The organism is Nocardia sp. NPDC001965, from assembly GCF_053594175.1.
The window spans coordinates 269,379-293,764 of record NZ_JBSFDZ010000001.1 but is presented as its reverse complement, the minus strand read 5'-3'; the positions used below and the strand labels follow the sequence as shown (position 1 = coordinate 293,764).

The window sequence follows — 24,386 nt, the reverse complement described above, 5'->3', positions numbered from 1 at the left end:
GACGAACGCCGAGCCCAGATACTGGCCCAGGCCATCGAAATGTTCGGAGAACGCCCATACGCGGCGGTGTCCACCGCCGAACTGGCGCAACGTGCCGGAGTGGCGCGCGGCCTGATCAACCACTATTTCGGCAATAAGCGCGACCTCTACCTCGCGGTGGTCCGCCGGATGGTGACCCTGCCGCGCGCCGACGAACTCGCGGTACCCACCGGCAGTACCCGGGAACGAGTCGAAGCCAGTGTGCACTGGTTGCTCGACACGATCTCCGAACACGGCAGCACCTGGGTGAAAGTGACCAGTCACGAGGGTGTGGGGGACGATCCGGAGGTACAGCAGATCCTGGACGCGGCCGACGACGCGGCCGCGCAACGGCTGCTGGTGATGATCGGGCTGGCCGACGGCGAGGCATCCGAAGAACCCCGCCGGGCGATGGTCCGCGCCTACGGCGGTCTGGTGAAGGTCGCCGGCCGGGAGTGGCTGACCCGCGGCACCATGACCCGGGATCAGGTGCACGCGCTGCTGGTCGACATGCTGAGCACGCTGGTCACCGAATCACTACCCCGGGTGCGCCGCCCGAGTTGACCCGCTCGATCCGCGGGTGCGCTGTGGAACAGCACAACTGGCGGCCCGGGCGATTCGGAGTGTGACCAGCCGTACTCGCGGCCAGGGGGATTTACCGGAAACGCGGGCGGGCGGCGGCTTATTCTTTCGGGTGCCGGGCGCAGTCCACTGCTCGCGGATGCGCCGACGGCGGCTCGAAGGGATCGGTCATGGCATATTCACAGCGCTGGGCGGGTGAGCGCTGGCCGGTGGCTCCGCCGGATCCGGACGAGGAGCCGCCGCGTCCCGGCCCGGGGCGCGACGAGTACGACGACTGGCCCGACGAACCTCGTCGCTACGAAGAACGCCCGGTCGTCAATCCGTACGCGATCGTGGCGCTGGTGGCGGCGTTGATTCTGATCTTCCCGGTGGCCATCGTGTTCGGGCTGATCGCGTTCGGGCATCCGCGCGGCCGGTTCATGGCCTGCACCGCGCTACTGCTCGGCCTGCTCGAGGTGGCACTACTGGTGGTGCTGGTGCTGCTGCCACGAGACAATTCCGGCGCAGTGTTCGGCCGGTTCGGCGATGCGATGGGCGAAGCGACCGGCAATGGGCCGGAAGCCGGACCCGCGGGCTCGGCAGCACCCGAGACCTCCGAGATCACCGAGTCCGCGAGCCCGACGCGGAGCCCGGTCGTCACCCAGACCTCGGTACCCCGCAGCGGAGCGGTCGCGGCCCCACCGGTCGCCGAAGCCGATACTCCCTGCCCGGAACCCGCGCTGCTCGGTGCCGCCGCCGACGGCGGCACGCTCCTGTGCCTGACCGATACCGCGTCGGTCACCGGGTATCAGTGGTCGGGTCCCTTCCGGGTGGCCGAGACCGTCCGGGGCGAAGGCGCGACCTGCGCCGGCACCGCCACCGCCCGTACCGCCGCCGGATATGCCCTGGTCTGTGAGGGCGGCGTCTGGGCCCTGTGGACATCGTGAGCCCGTCCGCCGGATCCCGGTGGTGTGCCGGTCACCGCGCCGCGGCTCAGTCGTCCGCGGTGGTCTTGCGGGCCCGGCTGGGCTGTACTCGCGGCGGTTCGTTCGGCATCTTCGGGTACTGCGGCGGCCACGGCGCATCCATCAGACCCGACGCGAGATCGTGTTCCGACATGCGCAGCAGCGGTTCGATGCTCTGCGGTGCGCGGGCCGCCCACGGGTCGCCGTATTCCGCGAGTCGGGCCGGCACCGTCGCGATCGTCAGTTCTTCCGGCACCACGGAACCCAGCTCGGCCCAGGTCACCGGGGTGGACACCTGGGCGCCGACCTTCGGGCGCACGCACCAGGCGCCGAAAACGGTTTTGTGTGGCGCGTTCTGGTTGTAGTCGACGAAGACCCGGCTGCCGCGCTCCTCTTTCCACCAGTGCGCGGTGATGTCGTCCGGATACCGGCGTTCCAGTTCGCGAGCGAGCGCCACCGCGGCAGCACGGACCTCGTAGCCGTCCCAGCGGGATTCGAGCGTGATATAGAGGTGCAGACCGCGGGATCCGGAGGTTTTCACCCACGTCTCGATGCCGAGTTCGGCACACAGTTCCCGGGCCCGCACCGCGGCTGTGCGCAATTCGTCGAAACCGATACCCGGGGACGGGTCGAGATCGATCCGTAGCTGATCGGCGATCCGCAGATCGGGCACCGTATTGGGCCAGACGTGGAATCCGAGACACCCCTGGTTCACCGCCCACAGCACATGGGCCAGATCGTGTGCGACCAGTGCATCGCTGGTCGTCCCGTTGGGTGTGGTGACCTCCACGGTGTGCAACCAGTCCGGCGCGGATTTCGGCACCCGCTTCTGGAACCAGGATTTGCCCGACGCGCCGTCGGGATAGCGCTCCAGCAGCAGCGGGCGCCCGCCGTTGACCCGCATGAACGGCTCGGCGACGCTCTCGTAGTAGCGCACCAGATCGAGTTTGGTCTCACCGCGCCGGGAGAAGTACACCTTCGACGGATTACTGATGGTGAGCACCCGCCCGGCCGCCTCGATCTCCACGGACTCGCTCATTTCGCCACCGGGGTTCCGAAGATCTCGTGCAGTTCGGCGGGTGCGGCCTCGTCCAGCTGGGCGTAGGTGCACGACTCGGGCGTGCGATCGGGACGGAACCGGACCAGCCTTCCGCCGTGCCGGAACCGGCCGGACTGCACATGCTCGTAGCGCACCTCGGCCACCAGCTCTGCCCGCAGCGGCTCCCAGGAGAGGTCCTTACCGCCGCTCCACCGGCTCACCCCGCCGGGCATGGAACCGCCCGACGCGGCCTGGGCCGCGGCATCGGCCCACTCCCGCCACGGATGATTCGCCAGCGCGTTCTCCCGGTAGGGAGCGAGTTCACCGACCAGTTCGGTGCGCCGGGCAGCGGTGAAACTGCTCGCCACGCCCACATGATGCAGTCGGCCCTCGTCGTCGTAGAGACCCAGCAGCAGGGAACCGACCCCCTGTCCGTCCTTGTGCCATCGGAAGCCCGCCACCACGCAGTCGGCGGTCCGCTCGTGCTTCACCTTGAGCATCACCCGCTTGTTCTGCTGATACGGCTGATCGTCGGCCTTCACCATCACCCCGTCGAAACCGGCACCCTCGAACCGGGTGAACCAGTCCTGGGCCACCGCCGGATCACCGGTCAGCGGGGTCAGATGCACCCGGCCGGGTTCGGTGTCGAGAATTGTCTCCAGCAGCCGCCGACGTTCACCGAACGGCGCGCCCGTCAGATCCCGGTCACCGAGCGCGAGCAGGTCGAAGGCCACGAAACTGGCCGGCGTCTCCGCCGCGAGTTTGGCCACTCGCGACGCAGCAGGGTGCAGGCGCTGCTGCAGGACATCGAAATCGAGGCCGTGCTCGGTGACCAGGACGATCTCACCGTCCACGACGCACCGGTCCGGCAGGGCGGCACGCAGCAGTTCGGCGACCTCCGGGAAATATCGGGTGAGCGGCCGATCGTTGCGCGACCCGAGTTCCACTTCGTCGCCGTCGCGGAAGACCACGCACCGGAACCCGTCCCATTTCGGTTCGTAACTCAGCCCCGGACCCGAGGGGATCTCGGGCGCAGATTTGGCCAGCATGGGCCGGACGGGCGGTTGCACCGGTAGATCCACACGATCCTCCTCGGGTCGGCTCACCCGTATCGACGCCGTGGCCGGCGCCGAATCATCGCCCCCGATGATAGGAGTTCGAACCGACAGATCGCCGGATCCGGCCGTCAGCCGTCGATCCAGCCCCGTTCGACCGCGAAATCGGTGAGCCGTTCCCGGATGGCGACGATCTCCCCGGCGGTCAGTGCCGGGGAGGCATCCAGGAGAAGTTCGGTGACCAGCCGGGTGTGTTCGTCGGCCGTCAGCCGGGTGCCGTCGGCCACCGGTTTGGGCCGGACATGCTGGCTGCGTGGGGACCGGAGGTTGATCGCCTTCGGACCGCGATCACCCTCGGTGACGTCGAATTCGAAGACGCGGCCCTGGCGGAGCTCGTCCTCACCCAGGCCGATATCGTTGACGTGGACGAACACGTCGGGTCCACCGTCCTCGGGGCGGATGAAACCGAATCCCCGCGATCCGTCGAACGACACCAATTTCCCGCTGGCCACCACACCGCTCCTCGCCGCAGTTCTGCTGGTCACTCTATATCCGGTTTTTCCTCGTCGGTGGCCGAAAGCGCCTTTTGCAGCGAGTTGAATACCGTCAGCCCCTGCCCGACCATGCCGTTGAGCAGTTCGCCCACCCCGTCCGGCCCGTTCAGGACGGTCAGATTGGCGTTGGAGAGACCGCGGGCGGCCTGCTCCACGATCAGCGGCAACTGTTCGATGAGCATCTGGTCGAGCGCGATGCGGTTGTTGGAGGCGGCCGCCTCGGCCTGGATCCGGGTGCGATTTGCCTCGGCCTCGGCGAGGATCTTCACCCGCGCGGCTTCGGCCTGTGCCGGTTTGACGACCTCGGCCTGCAACTGCTGCTCCCGGAGTTCGGCCTCTTTGCGAGCCTGCGCGGCCTGCGCACCGAGCACCTCCTGCTGGGCGAGGGCCGCGGCGAGGGGTCCGGCCGCGGCCGCTTCGGCCTGCGCCTTGTCGATATCGCGCTGATAACCGGCTTTGAGGATCGATGTCTCGCGCGAGTACTCGGCCTGTTTGCGCAAGGATTCCTGCTCGGCCTCGGCCGAACGCTGGGCGGCCTGGGATTTCGCGATCTGCGCGTCCCGGTGTACGGCCGCGTTGTGCGGGGCGGCGAGGGCGGAGATGTACCCCAGATCGCCATCGTCGATGGACTGGATCTGGAACGAGTCGACCCACAGGCCGATATTGCTCATCTCCACCTTCGACGCGACCAGGACCTCGTCGGCGAGCCGCTGCCGTTCCCGGATGATCTCCTCCACCGTCATCGAACCGACGATGGACCGCAGATGACCGGAGAAGATCCGCCCGGTCAGCACCGACATCTCCTGTTCCTGCTCGGACAGGAACCGCTGGGCCGCGTTCACGATGGAGGCGGTGTCGTTGGCGACCTTGAACGCGATGACCGCTCGTACCTGCAGGACGATGGCCTGTTTGGTGACGCAGCGTTCGGTGATCTCGGCCTCGAACATGGCCAGCGACAGATAGCGGACCTTGCGGAAGAACGGCATCACCCACGTGCCGCGTCCGATGATCACCCGGAACGGTGTGGCGTCGCGACTCTTGGCGCCGCTGACCAGCATCGCCTCATCGGGATCGGGCACGTGATAACCCAGCACGGATAACTCCTCGCGTCGTGTTGCTACGGAGCCGGGTCCGGCGTGAGGGGTATCCAGGGCACCACATCGGCGATACGACCGGAGTCGACCGCGACGACCAGCACGGTGCTCCCGGCCGGGATCGCTTCGGCGGCTCGCGCGATATACCCCTCGGTTCCCCCACGGACGGCCACGAGGACCTCACCCAGCGTCCCGGGGCCTCGGATCGGCGAGATCAGCTTACCGGTCGACCCGACGACTTCGTCGTGCAATTTCTCCCCGATCTCTCTGCCCGGCTGTTGTATCCGGCCGCGGCTAGCGATAGAGACCGCGGTACGCCCCCAACATGGCGACGAGATGTTCGACGATCTCCGCGCGGGTGGCCCGCAGCGAACCGTTGAGCCAGGCCGAGAACATGCCCGCGTTCCCACTCGCCATGGTGACGGCCGCGAGGCGCCGCCGGACCGGATCGTCGATCTGTGCGAACAGATGATCCTGGATGAGCCGGGTGAAGGCGGGCATCACCGCGATCGTGGTCTGGCCGAGACCGGTGCTGGAATACGGCTCCACCAGGAACAGCCGTGATTTGCGGGGATCCTCGAGCACCTTGTCCACCAGCGCTTCCGAGAGCGCCCGGTCGCGTGACGCGTCGTCGGCGACGGCGAACGCGGTCATCGGATCGAGGAAATCGTCGGCGATCTGCCGGTACAGGACGTCGAGGAGTTCGTCGCGGCTGGCGAAACTTTCGTAGAAATACCGGTCGGTGAGATTGGCTCGCCGGCATACCGCCCGCATCGTGACCCCGGCGGCGCCGGATTCACCGATCAGATCGAGCGCGGCCTCGAGCAACGCGCTGCGTCGTGCCTGCTTTCGCTCGGAAAGCGTGGTGCCGCCCCAGATCCGGGGCCCACTGTCGTCCGATCGCTCATCTGATTGCACCCGTCCACAGTAGTGGGCGGGCGTCGCCGGACGTACCGGGTGGTCACGGCACATATGCCGCGGGGGCGCAGGTCAGTTGCGGGTCGCTGAGCCGGAACGGCGGGCGACGAGGACCGCCTTACCGGCGGCGAGGTCCATCCGCTCCCGGTGCGGGGCCCCGTCGGCCTCTTCGTCACGGAGCATGGTCTGCGCGGCGCGGTGATCGAGCTGGTCGCGTTTGCTGCCGTACCAGAAAGCGGTGAGTTCCTCGACGCCCGCGGCCGCCAGCCGAGTGGCGGTGTCGGGCCCGTTCGCGCGGCCTCTCCGCGGGAAGCGGGTGTGGACCCAGCGCACCGCGGCGACCGCGCCCAGCAGGAACATCGCGATGGGTGCGCCGAGAAAGAGGATTTCCACCCCGCCACGATAACCGCGCCCGGATCGCGCTCGGCCGGTTTCGCGGTGCGCAACAGCCGCGCACCTCGTGCGGCTAGGGTGGAATATGTGCTGGGGCTCGCGGTGGTGCTGTTCGCGGTGTTCGCCGCGACGACCGGATACGTCGTCGCGGGCGATGCCACGACCGGTATCGACCGGCCGGTGCACGATTGGGTGCTCACCTGGCGCAACGAACCCCTCACCACGGCGGCCACGGCCGTCACCCATCTCGGCGGATCGGTCGCCATGTGGACACTGGCGCTGCTGGCATGCGCGTTTCTGCTGATCCGCGGTGCGCAGGCGGACCTGCTGCTCGTCGCCGGAGTAGGGGCGGCGTCGGCGATCGTGGTGCCGGTATCGAAGCAGTTGATCGGCCGTTATCGGCCCCCGGTGGCGGACCGGCTGGTCGAAGTGAACAGTCCCTCGTTCCCGTCCGGCCACAGTGTCGGTTCGGCCGCGATCGTGGGCGTCTTGGCGGCTCTGTTCTGTCTGCGGACCGCGCACCGGGTGGCCGCGGCGATCGTCGCTGTCCTCGCTACCGCTTTCGTCGTGCTGGTGGGTCTTTCGCGGATCTACCTCGGGGTGCACTGGCCCACGGATGTGTTCGCGGGCTGGATACTCGGTGGGCTGCTGATCACGGTGGGGGTGCTGATACGGACTCGTACGGGGGATACGGATCCGCCGTCGGACCGTCCGCGTTCCGCGGCCGCATCCGGGACGGCGACAACCGCCGCGGGGAGCGCCCGGCCCTGACCGGCGTACGTGTCCGGTCCCTCGCCGATACGGCTCGTCGAGCCCGGCCCGATCGGCGCGAACACCGGTCGGTCAATTCCCGCGTTCGAGTTCCAGCCCGGCCGCCCGCCAACCCGCGATACCGCCGTCCAGACTGAAGGCGGTATGCCCGGTCCGCCGCGCGGTCGCGGCGAACCGGCGGGAGATATCGCCGGTGGGACAGGTGAACACCACCGGCCGATCCCGGGAGAACGGTGTGCCGTGGGTGAAGAGATCGGTGAGCCGATCGTCGGGAATATTGATCGCACCCGGGATATGGGCCACCCGATACGCCATGGCACCGCGTGTATCGACGATCACCGTATGTGTCTTCCGGGCCAGGTCGGCCAGCTCGCCGGGGGGCAACGAGGGAGCGTCGGCGATCTCGGCGGCGTCCGGCGGCCGGGGCCCGGTCTCGCGGCCGAACAGCTCCGGCCGGCGCTGCTCGATATAGGAGAGATACGGTTCGAGCCGGTCGCAGACGATGATCACGCCGACCGCGGGCGCACCCATCCGATCGGGCCGGGCGAGCACATCGCGGGCCGCGGCGTAGGCGGCGCCACTGGTGGGCCCGGCCAGAATGCCGTAACCGGTGGCGAGTTCGAGCGTGGCCGAGATCGCCGGTCCGGATCCGATCGTCATGATCTCGTCGTAGAAGTCGGGCTGGAACAGGCCCACTTCCCACATCTCCCGCTCCGACCGGATACCGGGGATGAAATCCTCGCGTTCGGACACCACAGCCACGGTGCGCAGCTCCGGATGGAATTTGCGCAGATAGCTGCCGGCCCCGCGACTCGAACCGGTGGTGCCCAGCCCACCGAACAGATAGTCGATCCGCTCGACTCCCGCGGCCGCGAGGTCCTCGTGGATCTCGCGACCGGTGCCGTCGTGATGGGCGGCGATGTTCTTCTCGCTGGTGTACTGGGACAGATGCCGGAACTTTCCCGGTTCGGCGGCCATGGCCGCGTCGATCGCCGAATACACATCGTTCGGGGTGGTGGGGTCCGGGCATTCGGAGAGCCCGGGAAGCTCGACGATCTCGGTGCCGAGCAGCCGGAGCATATCGCGTACCTCGCCGACCTTGATCCGGTTGGTCATCGCCCGCAGTTCGATACCGTGGATCGCGCCCAGTACGCGCAGAGCTTTCGCGGTGTTGCCACTGGACGCCTCGATCAGCGTCCGTTGCTGTTCTTGCAGGGTCGCGAGCTCGTCGCGCAGCATCGCCCAGGCGACCCGGTCCTTGACCGAACCGAACGGGTTCTGCGATTCGAGTTTCGCGTAGAGCTCCACACCGTCGAGTCGATGGACGGCCGGGTCCAGGTGGAGCAGGGGAGTGTCACCGATCAGGTCGGTGATGTGCTGGTAGATCGTCACGAAACCTCGGGAGATTCTGGGTCGGTGGTGGGAACGGTCGGTCGGTGGTCCGCGTCGGGTACCGCCCGGAAGTGCCCGCCGTGGCGGACCACCGCCACCTTCGGGACCGGTGGGTGCATGGCCGCGGCGGCCGCCGACAGGTCCATGTGGTAGCCCGCAGTGTTCGGGAACACGATCAGATCGCCCGGCCGGGGCAGCCACGGCAGCCAGACCATATGGGTGGTGACGAGATCTCTTTCGAGGCACAGCCGGCCGGCCAGGAAGACACCGACCGGGTTCTCGGCAGGTGCGGGCCGTTCACCCGGCAGCAGCAGTGGGTCGGCCATCACCTCTTGATCGGCCGGGGTCACCGCGTCGCGGCTGATATCGAGATGGACGAGCACACTGCCGTCGGAGGTCGATTTCACGAATTCCACGCTGGCCACGGTGATTCCGGCATGATCGGCCAGCGCTTTCCCGGGTTCGAGCCAGATATCGAGCAGGTTGTCGGCGGCCACCCGGGCGATACTGCGCCCACCGTGGCGCGCGAGTGGGGCGTTCAGGAGATCGGCCAGCATCTCGTCGGCGGGAACGGTGTTGGCGTACTTGTGGAAGATCGGAGTCCCGCGCACGGCCGTGCCGTCGACGCTATATCCGAAGGTATTGTTTCCCCAGCTCATCGCCGCACCCGCGCCGCCCAGCGAGGCACGTAAACGGCTCACGTAGTCGTCGAACCGGTCACCGTCGGCGGTGAAGACCTGGCGAAGCCCGCCACCGATATTCAGTACCGCCGGCGCGAGGCCGGCGGCGTAGGCCTGTTCCAGCAGAGCGAAACAGGTGTCGGCGGCGCGGACTCGTTCGCCGATATCGCCGGTGTCGAGATGGAATGCGGTGCCCTGGAACACGAGCCGATCCCGGTACCGGGCCAGGATCGCCAGCGCGTACTCCATCCGGGGTACCGGAATTCCGAAGCGGCTCACCTGCGACCCGGCGAATCCGCTGACCCGGAGAAGAACCGGGACGGGGCGAGCGGGGTCGGCGAGGTCGGCGAGAGTCTGCAACTCCCATTCGTTGTCGACGTTCACCGTCACCCCGGACACCGCCAGCTCGCGGAGGAACGCCGCACCCTTCGGCCCGGTCACCTCGATCCGTGCGGGGGCGAATCCGGCGGCCAGCGCGGATTCCAATTCGCCGGACGAGGCCACATCCACGCCGATCCCGCGCCCCGCGGCCGTGCGGACCAGAGCTCGGGAGCGGTTCACTTTGTGCGCGTAGCAGATCCGGTAACCGGTCCCGGCCGCATCGAGAACCGCGGTGAGCCGGTCGATATTGGCGGCGAACACTTGCGGGAAGAGCAAGTTCACCGGCGTACCGAACCTGTGCAGTACCTCGTCGAATACCGCCCGCTCGGCGAGGAAGGACGCGACGAGCGGATCCCAGCGTGCCGGGAGCCCCGGCGGATCGGTGTCCTCGGCGGGCGCGGATCCGCTAGCGCGCAGCGGTGGCCGTACGGTCATCCGGGACTGCCCGGGCGTACCGGTTCCGGTCGTTCACCCACCGGGTTGTATCCACCGTCGCGCAGCGCCTCGAAGGCGCGGGCGCGGTTGCGTGGACTGCGGAATTCGGCCACGACCCGCTTGCTGTCGAGGTCGATGTCCTCGACCCGGATATCCATCGACTCCAACACTCCGCCGATCGTGCGTACACAGTGTTTGCAGGTCATATCGGGCACATAGAAGATCCGATCCGCCCAGTCCGCCGGTCCGATGTCCGCCTCGTCCCGGGGCGCCACGGCAACCGGCTCGCAGTGTCCGGCGATATCGGCGAACAGCTCGACCAATCGATCCACCACACCGGACAGCACAGTGGTGTTCGCCGAACCCTCACGACGGGTGACCGCGGCGAGGCAGATCGGATGCTCGCCCGCGGGCAGTAGCGCGTACTGGCGGGAGATGAGGTCCAGATCGTCGTGGTACCGGGCGATCGCCTCGGAAACGGTCAGCCCTTCGACGCCGGTCGCCCGCGCCATCACCTCGTGCGCGTCGGCGATGGTCGCGTCTTTCATCGCCCGCAGGGTGGCGATCGACTGCGCCGCGTACCGGACTGTTCCGTCCGGTTCGGAACGCAGGCTCACCGGGATCATTCCGCGCCGGTAGGTGGAAGCCTGCAGCTCCCAGAACCACCGGGTGGCGACTGCGGTGAAAATTCCGGAGTCGTGTAGTCCGACAGCGAATTCACCGGCTGTCCGGTACGGAGTCTGCCGGGCGATCAATGCGTGTTGAGCCAGCGCCCGGCCCGCGGATTCCACCCCGACCCGGAAGATGTCGACGGGTTCGTGATCGGTTGTGGTGTCGGCCAGCACCGCGTGCGCCGTGGGGTCGAGCCGGGATATCCGCGCAGCCAGACCACGGTCCTCGTCGATGGATCGCCAGAGCGCGAGTACCGCCTCCCGGGTGGCGATCGGTACGAGTGGTCCGAGCCCATCCGCCCGATAGAACCCGGTATTGGGGATTCCGGCACTGTCGACCCAGGTCATCCGGTGGGTGGCGGAGGTGACCTCGTCGGCGTGGCAGGGTCGCATGAAGCGTTCCAGGTACAGCTGCTGCGAGAAGGTGAGATGACTGCCGGGTTCGGTACGCAGCTCCGTCGCGGTGTATTCGACCCTGCCCGGCCGCTGCGGGGAACTGCCGGCGAACGACCCCGGCCGGGCGAGTTCGGCCAGGATCCGGGCGGCGGCGCGGCGGTTGTACCGGGTGTCGGCTTCGGTGGATGCGCTGATCTCTGTGCTCATGACAGCTCCTCGGCGAGAGTCCGGATGCAGGCGACGAAGCGGTCGATATCGTCGATACCCGTGTAGATATGGGTGCTGACCCGCACCGATTCCGGCTCGCCCGCGGCCTCGGGTACGCAGTGGGCGCCGGTCCGGACGAGAAAGCCGTATTCGGCGAGGACGAACCCCAGGTCCGCCGCCGATATCCCGGCCAGGGTGAACGAGACGATGCCGTAGCCGTCGTCGCCGGAGCCGTGGGCGGGCCCCGGCAGGAAACTCACGCCGGGCACCGCTCGCAGGCCGCGGATCAACCGCCCGGTCAGTTCCCGGTTGTGCGCCGCGACCGCGGGCATCCCGTAGGAAGCGAGTACGTCGAGCGCTGCTCCCAGGGAGAGAATGCCCGGGATATCGGGCGTACCGCCCTCGAGCAGGCCCGGCATGACACCCCCGGCGAAACCGGCAGCGGTGAGCGATGCGTCGGTGGTTCCGCCCGGAAGGAACGGGCGCAGCGCGGAATGTATCCGGCGGCGGCAGTACAGAATCCCGGTGCCCGGCGCCCCGAGCATCTTGTGCGCCGCGAAGGCCGCGAAATCGGCACCGAGCGCCGCGACGTCCACCGGAACGTGGCCGCCACTCTGGCTGCAGTCGAAACAGAGGAGCACTCGTTCGGGCATTCGGTCGCGCAGTTCGGCGAGGGTGGAGAGCGCGCCGTACACATGGTGCAGATGGGTGACAGTGAGCAGCCGCGTCCGGGGGCCGAGTTTCTCGGCGATATCGGTGGTGTCCGCTCGTCCGTCCGCGGTGACCCGGTAGGGCACGAGTTCGATCCGGCGGCCGAAGTGCGCGAGGGTGTCCCGGAGCAGGAACCAGGGTGCGATATTCGCGGCATGGTCGCGCGGACTGTAGAGGATCTCGTCCCCGTCCACCAGGGCGGTCAGCCCCCAGGACAGTGCGACAGCATTGAGCGCCGCAGTGGCGCCGCCGGTGAACACGATCTCGTCGGCGTGGGCGGCACCCAGGAACCGGGCGGTGCGGGCCCGGACCGCGGCGATGCGCTGAGTGAGCGCCGTCGCCCACGGATAGGTGCCGCGCGCCGCGTTGGCCGTGGCGATCGTGTGGTAATCCCGGACCGTGTCGACCACCGCGCGGGGTTTCTGCGTGGTGGCGGCACTGTCCAGATAGATCTCCGCGGTGTCGGCCAGCGCTGGGAACGAGGTCCGGACATCCGCGGGCAGCAGCGCGCTCATCCGGGTCGCCGCCGCACCCGGAACGAGTACGGGATATTCCGGACGGCGCAGGGGTGATCCCATCCGATCGCTCCTTCCGCCGATCTGCCCGGACTGCGAACAACGATACTCATTGTCGGAAAGTTCGCCCAGTGCACTTGGTGCGCAACCGGTTTCGATCGCCTCCGCGGCCGCGCGGCGCGGTGCCGGAAGATGTCGGTGGCCGAGGCTATGGTGCCGATATGCCACTCACCCTCGATGAACGACAGTCGTTTCTGGCCGAACCGCATATCGGCGCACTCTCGGTATCGGCAGGTCCGCGGCGGGGCCCGCTCACGGTGCCGATCTGGTATCAGTACGAGCCCGGCGGGGACCTGTGGGTGCTGACCGGCCTGCAATCGGAGAAGATGCGCCGGATCGAGGCGGCGGGACGGTTCAGCTTGATGGCCGAACGGTTGGTACCGACGGTTCGCTATGTGAGCGTGGAGGGTCCGGTGACCCGGGTCGAGTCCCTGAGCGACGATCGGCACCGGGAAATGGTGGCGCGGTACCTGCCGCCCGAACGGGTGGAGGATTACCTGGCCTACGCCGCGGCCGAGCTCGGCGAACACGTTGTGGTGTTCATGCGTCCACAGCGCTGGTTGTCGGCCGATCTCGGTTGAACCGTCAGTATCCGCCCTGCAGGTATTCGACCAGTTGCTCTCGCTCGGAGGCGAGTTCGGAGATGGCGCTCTTGACCACATCGCCGATACTCACGATGCCGACCAGCTCATCGTCGGCGACCACCGGCAGATGTCGGACCCGGAGATCGGTCATGATCCGGCGGAGACCCTCGATATGGTCATCGGGAGCACAGGTACGTACCTCGGTCGACATTATCCGCGATACCGGTGAATCCAGTAGTGCCGTGCCGTGCCGGTGCAGGGCGCGAACGATATCTCGTTCGGAGACGATTCCGGCGATCCGGCTGCCGTCGGGCGAGACGACCACGGCTCCGATGTTGTGTTCGGCCAGCAGCGCCAGTAGCGCGCGGATATCGAGATCCGGGCGCGCCGTCGTAACGGCGCTGCCCTTGTTGCGGAGTATCTCGGCGATTCGCATGGTCACCATCCACATGGGCGCGGGATTCCAGAATCCCGCGCCCGGTCCTCGAAAGCCAGCACAAATCGGCATCGGCCGACCTTTTCGGTGCTCGTACGCTGGCCGCCTCGCCTTGCGGGGCCTATTCGTCGTCGAGTCCTGCGGACAGGTAGGCGGCCGCCGCCAGCCACTGGCGACACTGCGGGCCGTGTACATCGTGGATGTGCAGAATCTCGCGTGCCTGCCGGTAGGTGAGCACCGGCGGGTCGGCACTGCAATCGGCACCGGCCTCCGGTGCTGCGTAGTGTCGGATCGGTTCCGGATGATGCCCGAGCGAGTGAGCGCCGCCGGTACTGCCGACGGCGCCGCGATGGGGACTTCGGAATGGTTGGATCATTCGGTGGCCCCTCACGTGCGACGTTGCAGGGCGACACGTCCGGCCGGCGAATCAGCCGGAGAAAATGCTGCGTATCGCCCCTCTTGTGCGCCTGAGTCTAAGCCGACGTCGCTTACAAATGCAAGTACATCTGCAAACAACAGACGAAATTGCAGTCGCCCTGTTTTCGGAGGATTTCACGGCGACCGACGCTGTGGCCCTACATCTTCCGGTATCGGCGGCGCCGTAGCCGCAGACTCGGTCCGCCCCGGCATGGCGCCCGGCGGCCGTCAGGGCTTGCGGGCCACGCCACCGTAGGCGGAGATCGGCGGCCGGGTATCGCTGTCGTCGGCGTCCGGGCGCCATCGGTCGATCGGCACCACGCCCGGTTCCACCGGTTCGAGCCCGTCGAAGACCGTCCGGATCTCCGACCAGGGCCGGGGGATATAGGGCGTACCCCCGGTGTCGGTGTAGTTCCGGCACAGCGTCACGTATGCCGGACTGTCGTCGGTGCCGTCCCAGAGGGTCAGATAGCTACCGGACGGCGTGGCTTCCAGAACAGTGTGAACTATGCGCCGCATCTCTTCGGCGGAGTGCACATGCCCGAGCACCCCCATGAACATCACCGCCACTGGCCGGGTGAAATCGAGGACGTGCCGTGCGTCGCCGACGATGAGCTCGGGCCGGTGGTAGTCGCAGTCGAGATAGACAGTGACCCCCGCGTCGGTGGTATCGGCCAGCAGTGCCCGGGCGTGGGTGAGTACCAGCGGATCGTTGTCCACATAGACGATCTTGGACTCCGGAGCGACGGCCTGTGCCACCTGGTGGGTGTTCTGCATGGTCGGCAGGCCGGTGCCGATATCGAGGAACTGCCGAATACCCTTCTCCGCGGCGAGGAATCGCACCGCCCGGATGAGGAAGCGCCGTGACTCCACGGCCATGGTGGTGATCTCCGGATCGATAGCGATACCGGCCTCACCGGCGATTCGGTCGACCTCGTAGTTGTCTTTGCCGCCCATCCAGTAGTTCCAGATGCGCGCGGAGTGCGGGATATCGGTGCGGATCGCGGGGCGGTGTTCCTCGGGCGCGGGTTCCTCGGACATGGCGGACTCCTGGCGGTCATGGTCGAAGCGCGCCGGCGGGTACACCGGCGGTGGATCCGACGGCTGGTGAAACCGATGTCCAGTGCGACAGTAACAAGACTCGTGGCCGCCGGCTGGGTGGTCGGCGCGGCTCGTTATCGACTGTCCATCTCTCCCGGTGCGTCGGAAGTCCGGTGGGTTACGGCCCGGGCCCAGGCCTCGCGTGGGGCTCGGGGTCTGCGGACGCGGCTCGGCGAACTTCGTGCTATCGTCCTGATGTCGGTGCAGATGCAAGAACACCTGCGTTTGCATCTGTAAGGACCGACGGTATGCGACAGTGGCGTCAGCGACCATGAGCAAGGAGTAGGTCCTATGTCGGAAGTTGGGAACCAGGTGATCGGAGCCTGGCGGAAGAGCACCTTCAGCAACCCGAGCGGGAACTGTGTCGAGTTCGCCGAGGCTGCCAACAACTTGGTGGCCATGCGTAATTCGCGATTCCCCGACGGCGGCGTGCTCTTCTACACGCGCCCGGAGATCGAGGCTTTTCTGCAGGGCGCCAAAGCCGGAGAGTTCGACGATCTGGCGGGCTGAGAGGTAGCATGGGCCGTCGGCGTGGTGCGCCCGATCAGATGAGTGGCGCACCGTGGGTTAACCCGAAAGCGGAGACGACTCCATGATCGCAGAGCCCGAGAACCGTGGTGGCGCGCAATCCGTCGAGGCGGAGCGTGGCCCCACGGTTCTACGCATCGCTCTGGGTGGCCAGTTGCGAAAATTGCGCGAGAGCAAGAAGATCACCCGAGAAGCCGCGGGTGATGCGATTCGGGGTTCTCATGCGAAGATCAGCCGGCTCGAGCTGGGCCGGACGAGTTTCAAAGAGCGTGATATCCGGGATCTGCTTACGCTGTACGGCGTCGACGATCCCGAAGAGCGGGAGAGCTTTCTCGAGCTCGCCCGCAAAGCGAACGAGCCGGGATGGTGGCACCGCTACGGCGATCTGCTGCCACCCTGGTTCGGCCAATATCTGGGTCTGGAGCAGGCGGCCAGCAAGATTCGCACCTATGAATCCCATCTGGTACCCGGCCTGCTGCAGACACCGGATTATGCCCGGGCGGTCGTAACGCTGGGGTATGAGGATTCCGATACCGACCGCCGAGTGGCTTTCCGGCAGCGTCGGCAGGAAATTCTGCACCGCACCGACCCGCCCGTGATCTGGGCGGTGCTCGACGAAGCGGCGCTGCATCGCCCGGTCGGTGGCCGTGATGTGCACCGGGCGCAGATGGAACATCTGCTGGATCTGACCCGGTTGCCCAATGTGACGATTCAGGTTGTCCCGTTCTCGGCCGGTGAACATGCCGCCGCGGGAAGCTCTTTCACGATTCTCCGCTTCGCCGAGACGGATCTGCCCGATATCGTGTATCTCGAACAGCTGACCAGCGCGCTGTATCTGGACCGGCGCGAAGATCTGGCGCTGTACCTGTCGGTGATGGACCGGTTGAGTGTGCAGGCGGCGCCGCCGGAAGAGTCGCGCAGGATCATCGCGGACTATACGAAGGGCCTCTGACCGCCGTCGGCGAAAGTCGCTGCGGGAAATATCGTCTCGGCGCCGAAGCGCCGAGACGATATTTGTGCCGAAGCGTCAGGCCCGGATGAAGGTCGACGCGACGCGCCAGAAGGTATCCGGCTGCAACAGCCGGAAATCCCAATCGTCTGCCAATGCGTGTGCGGTGCTGACGATCTGATCGATATCGAAGTCGTCACGCGTTGCCGCGCCGGTGGATTCGATTGCGTCGATTACGAATTCGACTGCGGTTTCGCGGGTCGAATCGCTGAGCGGGCGGCCGCTGCGGACGCCGAATGTAGTCATATCAATACCGTTCGCCGGCTTGCCGATCGGGGCGGGATCGAGGGTTGCTGGTCCGGTTCCGAATCGAGCCGGACCGGCGGGGCTCTCCCGCAGCTGCGGCAGTGAACCATTGGCGAATGTTCTCATCGGCTCACTCACGCGGCCTCCCCTTGTTTTCCCCTGTATAGCGGTGTGGGAAGAGTCTAGGTCGGCGGTGCTTTCAAATGCAAGTACATCTGCACGATCGATTCTTTGTGTCCGAACGGTTTTCGGTGGCCGGATTCAGGGTGCCAGCGCCGCGACCGCGGCTTCGATCGGCGTACTGCCGCTCACCAGATCCAAGGTCAGACCTGCGGTGTGGCCGGCACCCAGCAGTTCGACCAGAACGGCGGCCACATCGGCCCGCGGGATATCGCCTCGGTCGAGTCGCGGCGGGGCGAGGGTCACCGCGCCGGTTCCGGGGGAGTCGAGCAACCGGCCCGGGCGCAGGATGGTCCAGTCCAGGTCACGGCCTCGCAGATCGTCCTCGGCCTGGGTCTTCGCATCGATGTAGGCGGCCCACACTTCGTCGGTTCCGGCAGCCGGAGCAGTGCCCGCGCCCATCGCGGAAACCTGCAGGAACCGGCGCGTCCCCACTCGCTCGGCCGCCTCTGCCAGCAGTACCGACCCGTCGCGGTCGACGGTGTATTTGCGGGCCACCCCGCTGCCCGGACCGGCGCCCGCGGCGAACACCACCGCGTCCGCGCCCTGCACGGTCGCGGCCAGATCGGGCACCACGGCCTGCTCGAGATCGAGGACCACGGACTCGGCACCGGTGGCGTACACCTCGGGTGCGTGGGCGGAGTTGCGGATCAAGGCGATCACGCTGTGGCCCCGCCCGGTGAGTAATTCGGCGAGCAGCAGAGCGATCTTGCCGTGTCCGCCGGCGATGACGATGCGCATCAGGGGTCCTTTCGGGGTCAGCGTTCGGGTCCACCCGGGTTGCAGGCGGCATCGACGGTCGCGTCGTAACCCACCGACGGCCGCCAGGGTTCCAGATTCCAGGTCGGTTTGTCCGGGGCGACGAGGCGCGCCCACTCCCAGTGGCAGCGGAACTGGTCCCACATACCCGGGGTGTCCGCTTCCGGATCGGCGATGCGGATCTCCTGCCAGGCTCGCAGGTCGGACCCGGGAAAAGTGGTATCGCGGCCGGCCCGGGTCGGATGCACCATCAATCGCGGGCCGTCGACGTTCTCCGTCCATTCCACACGGTCGATCAGTGGTTGCCCGGCATATGGATCGACGGTCGGGGTGGGGACCGGGGTGCGGGTCACGGATGCGGTCGCCGTGGTGGTGATCGCCGCCGCGGTGGTCGTGGCGGCGGGCGGACTGTCGGAACGGACAGCGGAGTCCGAGTTCGCGCACCCGGTGGCGACGGCCGAGAGGATCACGAGCACGCCGGCCGCGCGGGCCGCGGATTCGATCGGCATTCGCGCTCCTGCGGTCGGAGCCGGCCCGCCCATCGCGCCGGCTGCCCACGAGCCTAGAGGGTCGGCTCGCTCCGGTGCGGATTCACCGGTGAGTGTGGCGCGCGCGCGGCGGCGTCCTCAGCTCACTCAGTGCCACAGGCTGTGACAGGGTAGTCTCCGCAGGTCCGGTCTTATCTTGCTGTCCACAGTCACGGTGAGGCCCGCGTGTACTGCGGCGGAGGTGAATTCCCGAGCTTCGGAATTGGTGGCTGCGTATTCCAGCACGAGAGCGTTGCCTGCGGCGGGACCGTCGAAGTAGACCGTGACCCGGCGCGTGAGATCGTCGCGGGCAGTGTCGTCGCGTCCGGCTGTAGCCGGTGTCGTGGCGTCCAAGATCCGCGTCTCCTTCCGGGCGTCCCATCGGCGCCGTCGGATCCAACAGTAAGTTCGCACCATTGCTGAGAACATGTCCCGGCTACGGATCTGGGGATGTCACAGGACCGTGCGCAACGGGTGGGGGCGGTTCACCACAGATCCGGGGCCCGATCGTCGTGTCCGTGCCGAATCGCGCGCAGGGTCTGCAGGCTGCCGCGGCGGCGCTGCCCGGTGGGTGGGGAGGCTGTCGTTTCCCGCGAATGTCGTTCACGCCACGGGTGTTTCGTTTGGTCCCGGGCACCGCTCCCATGCGAAACTCGAATAATGGGTGCTTCTGGGATGCGATCGGCTTGGGAGGCGGAGTCCTTGTCCGTACCGGGATCCACGGCGCGAAATGCGGCCGACGGCGGGCCGACGGTGCTGCGGATGGTGCTCGGCGGCCGCTTGCGGCGGCTGCGCGAGGCCAGTGGACTGTCCCGGGAACAGGCCGGTGATCACATCCGCGGTTCGGATTCGAAGATCAGTCGGCTCGAGCTCGGGCGAACCAGTATCCGGGAGCGTGATCTGGTGGATCTGCTCGGACTGTACGGTGTCACCGATTCCGAGGAACTCGATGCCTTCCAGGAACTGGCCCGCCAGGCCAATACGTCCGGATGGTGGCATCGCGACAACGACTGGCTGCCGAAATGGTTCGATATGTATCTCGGCCTGGAGCAGGCCGCGCAGGTGATCCGCTGTTATGAGCCACGTACCGTACCCGAGCTGCTGCAGACCCCGGATTACGCCCGCGCGCTGCTGACGCTGGCACATCCGGGTGAACCCGAGGACGCGATCGAACGGCGGGTGGCGCTGCGGATGCGCCGTCAGCACATTCTGGACCGCGCGCATCCACCGCATCTGTGGCTGATCGTGGAGGAGGCCGCGCTCACCCGGCGGATCGGTGGTTCGCGGATCTGGGGCGCGCAGATGGACCAGGTGCTGGCGGCGGCGCGGCAGCCGCACATCACGGTGCAGCTCCTGGCCGACCACGTGGGTGGTCCGGCGCTGGCCGACGGTGCCTTCACCTATCTCCGGTTCGCCGAGGCGGACCTGCCCGATATCGTCTATCTCCAGCAGCTCACCGGAGCTCTCTATCTGGACAAACAGGCAGACCTGGACGCGTACCGTTCGGTCGCGAACCAGCTCTCGGTGCACGCCGCGCCGCCGGAGTACACCCCAGGTCTGCTGGCCGCGTTGCGGCGCCGGCAACCGCGCGTCCTGGATCAGCCCGCGCGGCGGGAACCGGGCCGGACCGGCCACTGACCTCCGCGCTCCCGGCGGCCGATCTCTCGCCCGGTCGACGGCGCCCGGAATTCCCCGGGTATTGCTTTCCCCGAGGGGAACTCGTTACCGTCTTGTGATCGAACCCAAACCGCGGCTCGGTCACTGATGAACTGTCCGGACAAACGGTGGATCGTCTCGATCGGCGGCGAGAGAGGTTACTGTTCGGTAGTTATGGTGGGCAGTAGAGCCGATTCCGGGACAACGGACCTGGAAAGCGAACTCGTGGCGCATCTGCGGCGCCGCGATCGATTCGCGGGGGCCGCAGATGTGGTGACGACGGTCCGGCACTGCCTCGCCGATATCGCGGAGGATCTCGCACCCGAACCCGCGGCCCCGGCCGCCGCGCCACCGGCTGTCGTGGCCGCGGCGGTGCGCTGGGCGCGTGAGGGTGTGGCACTGGAAACGGTGCTCACCGCGTGCCACGGATGTGCCCGCGACGCACTCGAATTCCTCGCCGAGCGGATCGCCGACGCGGCATTGCGGGCGGAGGCGATGGTCGACGGTGCCCGGTTGCTGGTGCGGGTGGTGGAAGTCGTGACCACGGCTGCCGCGTCCGCGTACCTGGACGAGCATCGCGTCGTCGCGCGCGAGCACCAGACCTCGGCGCAGACGATGGTGGCCGCGCTGTTGAGCGGGCACGGTGTGGCCGCGCTGGCGAGACGTTCCGGTATCCGGGTGGCGCCCGCGTACCAGGTTGTGGCACTGGATATTCCGCCACACGCAGAGGAACGTGCGGGTGGTTTCGAAGCGGTGTCGGCGGCGCGCCGGAAGCTGCGCCGGGTGCAGGCGGCACTGGGCACCCCGCTGGGGTCGCGATCGCTGTCGCTGTTGCGGGCCGACGGCGGCACCGTGCTGATACCGCTGGAATCGGCGCAATCCGTCTCGGGCGGCCGGGCGACGGCAGGCGTGATGAGCGCCGAAGTACTACAGCTGGTGGCCGAGGCGGCCGAAGTGCGGCCGACGGCGGCCGTGGCTGCCGGAACCACCGCGGAGGTGCCCGAACTGGCCGGCCGCGCGCACGATGCGCTGGACCGGTTGCGTGCGAGTGGGCAACCACCCGGGCTGTACCGGATAACCGATGAGACATCCGCCGCGGACGACGGGGCGGTGGCAGACGCGCGGCAGGTGCACCGGCTACCGCGCTCCGGAGCAGGCCGACGGACCCGGCCGGGTAAACCGGGTGCGGCGTGAGGTACGGACCGGTGTGTGGGCGGCACTGCGAGGTATGAGATGAGAGCACATGTTCCGGTTCTGGTAGCCCTGGCAGTGGTGAGCGCGGTAGCCGGTGCGGTGGCTCCGGCGGCGGCGGCCCCGGCCGTCCCTCCGGCCGTGAGCGAACCGCGGTCCGGTGCCCAGTTGCTGCGCGTCCAGGTGCTCGACGATCGGCGGATCCGGCTGCATATCCGTTCCGTGGCCATGGGGCGCGAGATCGCCATCGACACTCTGGTCGGTTCCGGCCCGGCGCCGCGGCCCACGCTGTACCTGCTCGACGGCGTGGACGGTGGCCCCACTTCGGGCTGGCTGACCAAGGGCGGTGCCGCCGAGTTCTTCGCCGACAAACGGGTCGATGTGGTGCTGACGACCGGTGGTACGGCGAGTATGTACGCCGATTGGATCCGGGTGGACGCTGCGCTCGGGCTGAACCGCTGGGAAACCTTCCTCACCGAAGAACTCCCACCCATCGTCGAGAAGTATCTGGGTTCCAACGGAACCCGGGCCATCGCCGGAGTGTCCATGGGAGCGCAGGCGGCGATGATGCTGACACAGCGGCATCAAGGTTTCTACAAGGGTGTCGCGGGGATGAGCGGCTGCTATTCCACCTCCGATCAACTGGGCCGCGCGGTCACCACCATGACCGTCGCTTCACGGGGCGGGAATCCGGAGAATCTGTTCGGTCCCCCGGCCTCGCCGGAATGGCTCGCCCACGACAGCCTGCTGGGGGCGGACAAACTGCGCGGTACCCAGATCTACGTCTCGGTGGCGAACGGGGCCCCGAGCAATGCGGCGATGATGTCCATCGGTGACAGTCCGGAGATCTTGGCGGTGCTGCTCGGTGGCGGATCACTGCTGGAATCGGGTGCCCGGTTGTGCACGCAGCGATTCGCCGGCCGTCTCACCGAACTCGGCATACCCGCGGTCGTCGATTATCTGCCGGAAGGTATGCATTCCTGGCCGGATTTCGAAGTGCAATTGCATCGCAGCTGGCCGACGCTGAGCGCCGCCTTGGAGATTCCGCAGGATTCCTGAATTCCGCGCGGCGGCTGCCATCGGAGGCGGTACCGGACGGGGAGGTCATCGATCGGGTGTGAGCACTGTGACGAATTCCGGAATCCGACGTGGGGTCAGTGTCGCCGGGCCGGGCGGCGGTGCCGCACCGGCGTTTCCCGGCAGGGTTACGCCCGGGGCCGCGGTGGCCAGCAGTGAGGTGATGCCGGCCTGGATCGTTCCGGAGGGGCGGCGATGGCGAGCGGATCCGGCGGGGGGATCGGACGCTGGTTCTCCGAACGGTCTGGGCCGCAGCCGAATACAAGCTTTTCTCTTATAAATTCGCGGTCGTTCGAGTAATCGATTCGTGATCTGCGTGATAACTGGACACTTCACTGCCGCGGAAGCCGTTCCTTCGGGAGGGATGCATTCGCGATCCGGCCATCGTCGAGGGTGGTGCGAAGTTTCTCCGGAATCCGGCACAGAATCCCGCTGTGACGCGGGCCAAACCCGATATCGGGTATTCGTGAGCTTTCCAGTTCCTGATCGTGCGCCACCGGAATCCGGTCCGGCGCCCGTACTGTCGGCGCAACTTGCCGTGAAATCGAAACGGCGGCAAGTGAATCGGACAGTGATGTTCTCCAGGAAGGCCCCCGATGACAAGACCACACTCCGTCCGGCTGCGGTCGGCCGTGCTGCTGGCCGCCACCGTGCTCGCCTGCGGACTCGCCGGCACGGGCGCACAGGCGGAGCCCGCGGCGGCGCCGACCGAGCAGGATCTCGCCGCCTATATCGCGGCCGGGCGTACCGGGCAGCCGGTGGCGGGTTCCGGAAGTGCCAGCGGTTCGGCCTGCAACTCCGGTAGCGGCGCCGGTTCGGGTAACGGATCCGGCGACTGTTACGGCGGTTCGGGCAGTAGTTCGGGCCTGTCGGGCGGATACGCCTCGGATACCGTCGGTTACGGGCCGGCGCAGACCTCGTGGCTGGCCGCGTTCGCATACGGGCTGGCCAACGGTGACGCCGCGCCTCCGGGCGCCAACGACTGGAACTGCAAACCCAGCGCGGAACATCCCCGTCCGGTGCTGCTGATCCACGGCACCTGGATGAACGCCTACAACGGGTTCGCCTTCATGGGCCAGCCGATCAAGGACGCCGGCTACTGCACCTTCACCTTCAACTACGGCCGCTCCAACCTCGTCCAGGGCGGCGGTCTCGGTTCGGTGCTACCCGGGACGATGGGTACGGGCTATATCCAGGATTCGTCGAAGCAGTTGGCCGTGTTCGTGGACCGGGTGCTGGCGGCGACCGGCGCGTCCGAGGTCGATATGGTCGCGCACTCCCAGGGTGGCTCGATGGCCAACTGGTACACGAAGTTCGACGGCGGCGCGGACAAGGTCGACAAGCTGATCACCTTCGGCGCGACCCATCACGGGACCTCGCTCGACGGTATCGGGGCGCTGGGCCGGGCGATCAACAACTTCGGTATCGATATTCTCGGGTTCATCGAGATCTTCGTCGGTCACTCCGGTATCCAGCAGACGATCGGCTCGGATTTCGTGAACCGGCTCAACGCCGGGGGCGATACCGTGCCCGGGGTCGACTACACCGTGGTCGGTACTCGCTACGACGAAGTGACCAACCCCTACGATCTGACCTTCCTGAAACCGGGCCCCGGCGCGACGGTCCGTAACATCACCCTGCAGGACGGTTGCGAACAAGACCTGTCCGATCACCTGACCCTCATGTACTCGCCGCGTGCGTTGTCCATCGCACTGCAGGCCCTGGACCCCGCACAGGTCCCGGCCCTGCAGTGCACCTTCAATCCGTGGCTGATCGGGGGCGGCGGCAAGTTGTGACCGCCATGTAGCCGCATGCGCCGCCCGGTGGTCGCCACCGGCCCCGAACCGCGTCCGGGCCGG

General features: G+C 67.4%; 28 protein-coding genes. 10 read left to right on the top strand and 18 right to left on the bottom strand.

Annotated features, from left to right (window positions below; genetic code table 11):
- The first annotated feature begins 18 nt into the window (after nt 1–18).
- A complete protein-coding gene (locus ACWCPQ_RS01365; protein ID WP_449894363.1) occupies nt 19–582 on the top strand; it encodes a TetR/AcrR family transcriptional regulator in 564 nt (187 codons plus the stop codon).
- A gap of 188 nt (nt 583–770) precedes the next feature.
- Complete coding sequence (locus ACWCPQ_RS01360) at nt 771–1,526, top strand: hypothetical protein (RefSeq protein WP_449893447.1); 756 nt, start codon at nt 771–773, stop codon at nt 1,524–1,526.
- Between the two features lie 46 nt (nt 1,527–1,572).
- On the opposite strand, the gene ligD is transcribed toward ACWCPQ_RS01360, so the two are convergent.
- The 7 genes from ligD to ACWCPQ_RS01325 all read right to left on the bottom strand — a co-directional run bounded on the left by ligD (nt 1,573) and on the right by ACWCPQ_RS01325 (nt 6,597).
- Complete coding sequence (ligD, locus tag ACWCPQ_RS01355; protein ID WP_449893445.1) at nt 1,573–2,583, bottom strand: non-homologous end-joining DNA ligase; 1,011 nt, start codon at nt 2,581–2,583, stop codon at nt 1,573–1,575.
- On the bottom strand, nt 2,580–3,665 hold the full coding sequence (locus ACWCPQ_RS01350) for an ATP-dependent DNA ligase (protein WP_449893443.1): 1,086 nt from the start codon (nt 3,663–3,665) through the stop codon (nt 2,580–2,582). Before ACWCPQ_RS01350 ends, ligD begins: the two co-directional genes overlap by 4 nt.
- A gap of 104 nt (nt 3,666–3,769) precedes the next feature.
- Complete coding sequence (locus ACWCPQ_RS01345) at nt 3,770–4,183, bottom strand: cold shock domain-containing protein (RefSeq protein ID WP_449893441.1); 414 nt, start codon at nt 4,181–4,183, stop codon at nt 3,770–3,772.
- Nucleotides 4,180–5,286: an SPFH domain-containing protein gene (locus tag ACWCPQ_RS01340; protein WP_449893440.1), complete on the bottom strand. Its 1,107-nt coding sequence runs from the start codon at nt 5,284–5,286 to the stop codon at nt 4,180–4,182. The genes ACWCPQ_RS01345 and ACWCPQ_RS01340 overlap by 4 nt, the downstream gene beginning before the upstream one ends.
- Before the next feature lie 23 nt (nt 5,287–5,309).
- Nucleotides 5,310–5,537 carry a hypothetical protein gene (locus ACWCPQ_RS01335; protein ID WP_449893439.1) on the bottom strand — a complete coding sequence of 76 codons (228 nt, stop codon included), beginning with the start codon at nt 5,535–5,537 and terminating at the stop codon, nt 5,310–5,312.
- 43 nt (nt 5,538–5,580) lie between these two features.
- On the bottom strand, nt 5,581–6,204 hold the full coding sequence (locus ACWCPQ_RS01330) for a TetR/AcrR family transcriptional regulator (RefSeq protein ID WP_449893437.1): 624 nt from the start codon (nt 6,202–6,204) through the stop codon (nt 5,581–5,583).
- A 72-nt stretch (nt 6,205–6,276) separates the two neighbouring features.
- A complete protein-coding gene (locus ACWCPQ_RS01325; protein WP_449893434.1) occupies nt 6,277–6,597 on the bottom strand; it encodes a DUF6191 domain-containing protein in 321 nt (106 codons plus the stop codon).
- A gap of 87 nt (nt 6,598–6,684) precedes the next feature.
- Between ACWCPQ_RS01325 and ACWCPQ_RS01320 the strand changes: the two genes are divergently transcribed.
- Nucleotides 6,685–7,368 carry a phosphatase PAP2 family protein gene (locus tag ACWCPQ_RS01320; RefSeq protein WP_449893432.1) on the top strand — a complete coding sequence of 228 codons (684 nt, stop codon included), beginning with the start codon at nt 6,685–6,687 and terminating at the stop codon, nt 7,366–7,368.
- A 72-nt stretch (nt 7,369–7,440) separates the two neighbouring features.
- Here ACWCPQ_RS01320 and ACWCPQ_RS01315 read toward each other — a convergent pair whose 3' ends face one another.
- Genes ACWCPQ_RS01315 through ACWCPQ_RS01300 form a run of 4 tightly spaced genes read right to left on the bottom strand, consistent with a single transcriptional unit; the run spans nt 7,441 to nt 12,819 of the window.
- A complete protein-coding gene (locus tag ACWCPQ_RS01315; RefSeq protein ID WP_449893430.1) occupies nt 7,441–8,760 on the bottom strand; it encodes a pyridoxal-phosphate dependent enzyme in 1,320 nt (439 codons plus the stop codon).
- Nucleotides 8,757–10,256, bottom strand: a complete 1,500-nt coding sequence (locus ACWCPQ_RS01310; RefSeq protein ID WP_449893428.1) for a decarboxylase — start codon at nt 10,254–10,256, stop codon at nt 8,757–8,759. The genes ACWCPQ_RS01315 and ACWCPQ_RS01310 overlap by 4 nt, the downstream gene beginning before the upstream one ends.
- Complete coding sequence (locus tag ACWCPQ_RS01305; protein WP_449893427.1) at nt 10,253–11,530, bottom strand: heavy-metal-associated domain-containing protein; 1,278 nt, start codon at nt 11,528–11,530, stop codon at nt 10,253–10,255. Before ACWCPQ_RS01305 ends, ACWCPQ_RS01310 begins: the two co-directional genes overlap by 4 nt.
- The gene (locus tag ACWCPQ_RS01300; protein WP_449893426.1) at nt 11,527–12,819 is read right to left on the bottom strand and encodes an aminotransferase class V-fold PLP-dependent enzyme; all 1,293 of its coding nucleotides are present in this window, start codon (nt 12,817–12,819) and stop codon (nt 11,527–11,529) included. The genes ACWCPQ_RS01305 and ACWCPQ_RS01300 overlap by 4 nt, the downstream gene beginning before the upstream one ends.
- A gap of 158 nt (nt 12,820–12,977) precedes the next feature.
- On the opposite strand from ACWCPQ_RS01300, the gene ACWCPQ_RS01295 reads away from it, so the two are divergent.
- The gene (locus ACWCPQ_RS01295; RefSeq protein WP_449893423.1) at nt 12,978–13,397 is read left to right on the top strand and encodes a pyridoxamine 5'-phosphate oxidase family protein; all 420 of its coding nucleotides are present in this window, start codon (nt 12,978–12,980) and stop codon (nt 13,395–13,397) included.
- Nucleotides 13,398–13,401: 4 nt separating this feature from the next.
- Here the strand turns inward: ACWCPQ_RS01295 and ACWCPQ_RS01290 are convergent, their stop codons facing one another.
- The 3 genes from ACWCPQ_RS01290 to ACWCPQ_RS01280 form a co-directional block, all read right to left on the bottom strand.
- Entirely contained in the window at nt 13,402–13,836 is a 435-nt protein-coding gene (locus ACWCPQ_RS01290; protein WP_449893421.1) for a CBS domain-containing protein, read from the bottom strand.
- 121 nt (nt 13,837–13,957) lie between these two features.
- Nucleotides 13,958–14,212 carry a hypothetical protein gene (locus ACWCPQ_RS01285; RefSeq protein ID WP_449893420.1) on the bottom strand — a complete coding sequence of 85 codons (255 nt, stop codon included), beginning with the start codon at nt 14,210–14,212 and terminating at the stop codon, nt 13,958–13,960.
- A 269-nt stretch (nt 14,213–14,481) separates the two neighbouring features.
- Nucleotides 14,482–15,294, bottom strand: coding sequence for an SAM-dependent methyltransferase (locus tag ACWCPQ_RS01280; protein ID WP_449893418.1), 813 nt, complete (start codon nt 15,292–15,294; stop codon nt 14,482–14,484).
- Between the two features lie 351 nt (nt 15,295–15,645).
- Between ACWCPQ_RS01280 and ACWCPQ_RS01275 the strand changes: the two genes are divergently transcribed.
- Nucleotides 15,646–15,864, top strand: a complete 219-nt coding sequence (locus tag ACWCPQ_RS01275; protein WP_449893417.1) for a DUF397 domain-containing protein — start codon at nt 15,646–15,648, stop codon at nt 15,862–15,864.
- A gap of 82 nt (nt 15,865–15,946) precedes the next feature.
- Complete coding sequence (locus tag ACWCPQ_RS01270; RefSeq protein ID WP_449893415.1) at nt 15,947–16,834, top strand: helix-turn-helix domain-containing protein; 888 nt, start codon at nt 15,947–15,949, stop codon at nt 16,832–16,834.
- Between the two features lie 75 nt (nt 16,835–16,909).
- On the opposite strand, the gene ACWCPQ_RS01265 is transcribed toward ACWCPQ_RS01270, so the two are convergent.
- The 4 genes from ACWCPQ_RS01265 to ACWCPQ_RS01250 form a co-directional block, all read right to left on the bottom strand.
- Nucleotides 16,910–17,137 carry a hypothetical protein gene (locus tag ACWCPQ_RS01265; protein WP_449893413.1) on the bottom strand — a complete coding sequence of 76 codons (228 nt, stop codon included), beginning with the start codon at nt 17,135–17,137 and terminating at the stop codon, nt 16,910–16,912.
- A 261-nt stretch (nt 17,138–17,398) separates the two neighbouring features.
- The gene (locus ACWCPQ_RS01260) at nt 17,399–18,058 is read right to left on the bottom strand and encodes an SDR family oxidoreductase (protein ID WP_449893411.1); all 660 of its coding nucleotides are present in this window, start codon (nt 18,056–18,058) and stop codon (nt 17,399–17,401) included.
- A gap of 17 nt (nt 18,059–18,075) precedes the next feature.
- Nucleotides 18,076–18,585, bottom strand: a complete 510-nt coding sequence (locus tag ACWCPQ_RS01255; protein ID WP_449893409.1) for a DUF2599 domain-containing protein — start codon at nt 18,583–18,585, stop codon at nt 18,076–18,078.
- 126 nt (nt 18,586–18,711) lie between these two features.
- Nucleotides 18,712–18,957: a hypothetical protein gene (locus ACWCPQ_RS01250; protein WP_449893407.1), complete on the bottom strand. Its 246-nt coding sequence runs from the start codon at nt 18,955–18,957 to the stop codon at nt 18,712–18,714.
- Nucleotides 18,958–19,365: 408 nt separating this feature from the next.
- Between ACWCPQ_RS01250 and ACWCPQ_RS01245 the strand changes: the two genes are divergently transcribed.
- The 4 genes from ACWCPQ_RS01245 (at nt 19,366) to ACWCPQ_RS01230 (ending at nt 24,323) form a co-directional block, all read left to right on the top strand.
- Nucleotides 19,366–20,241, top strand: a complete 876-nt coding sequence (locus tag ACWCPQ_RS01245) for a helix-turn-helix domain-containing protein (RefSeq protein ID WP_449894362.1) — start codon at nt 19,366–19,368, stop codon at nt 20,239–20,241.
- A 192-nt stretch (nt 20,242–20,433) separates the two neighbouring features.
- Entirely contained in the window at nt 20,434–21,453 is a 1,020-nt protein-coding gene (locus tag ACWCPQ_RS01240; RefSeq protein WP_449893406.1) for a transcriptional regulator, read from the top strand.
- A gap of 39 nt (nt 21,454–21,492) precedes the next feature.
- Nucleotides 21,493–22,509 (top strand): alpha/beta hydrolase, encoded by a 1,017-nt coding sequence (locus ACWCPQ_RS01235; protein ID WP_449893403.1) that lies wholly within the window; start codon nt 21,493–21,495, stop codon nt 22,507–22,509.
- Nucleotides 22,510–23,123: 614 nt separating this feature from the next.
- A complete protein-coding gene (locus tag ACWCPQ_RS01230; RefSeq protein WP_449893401.1) occupies nt 23,124–24,323 on the top strand; it encodes an esterase/lipase family protein in 1,200 nt (399 codons plus the stop codon).
- Nucleotides 24,324–24,386: the final 63 nt, after the last annotated feature.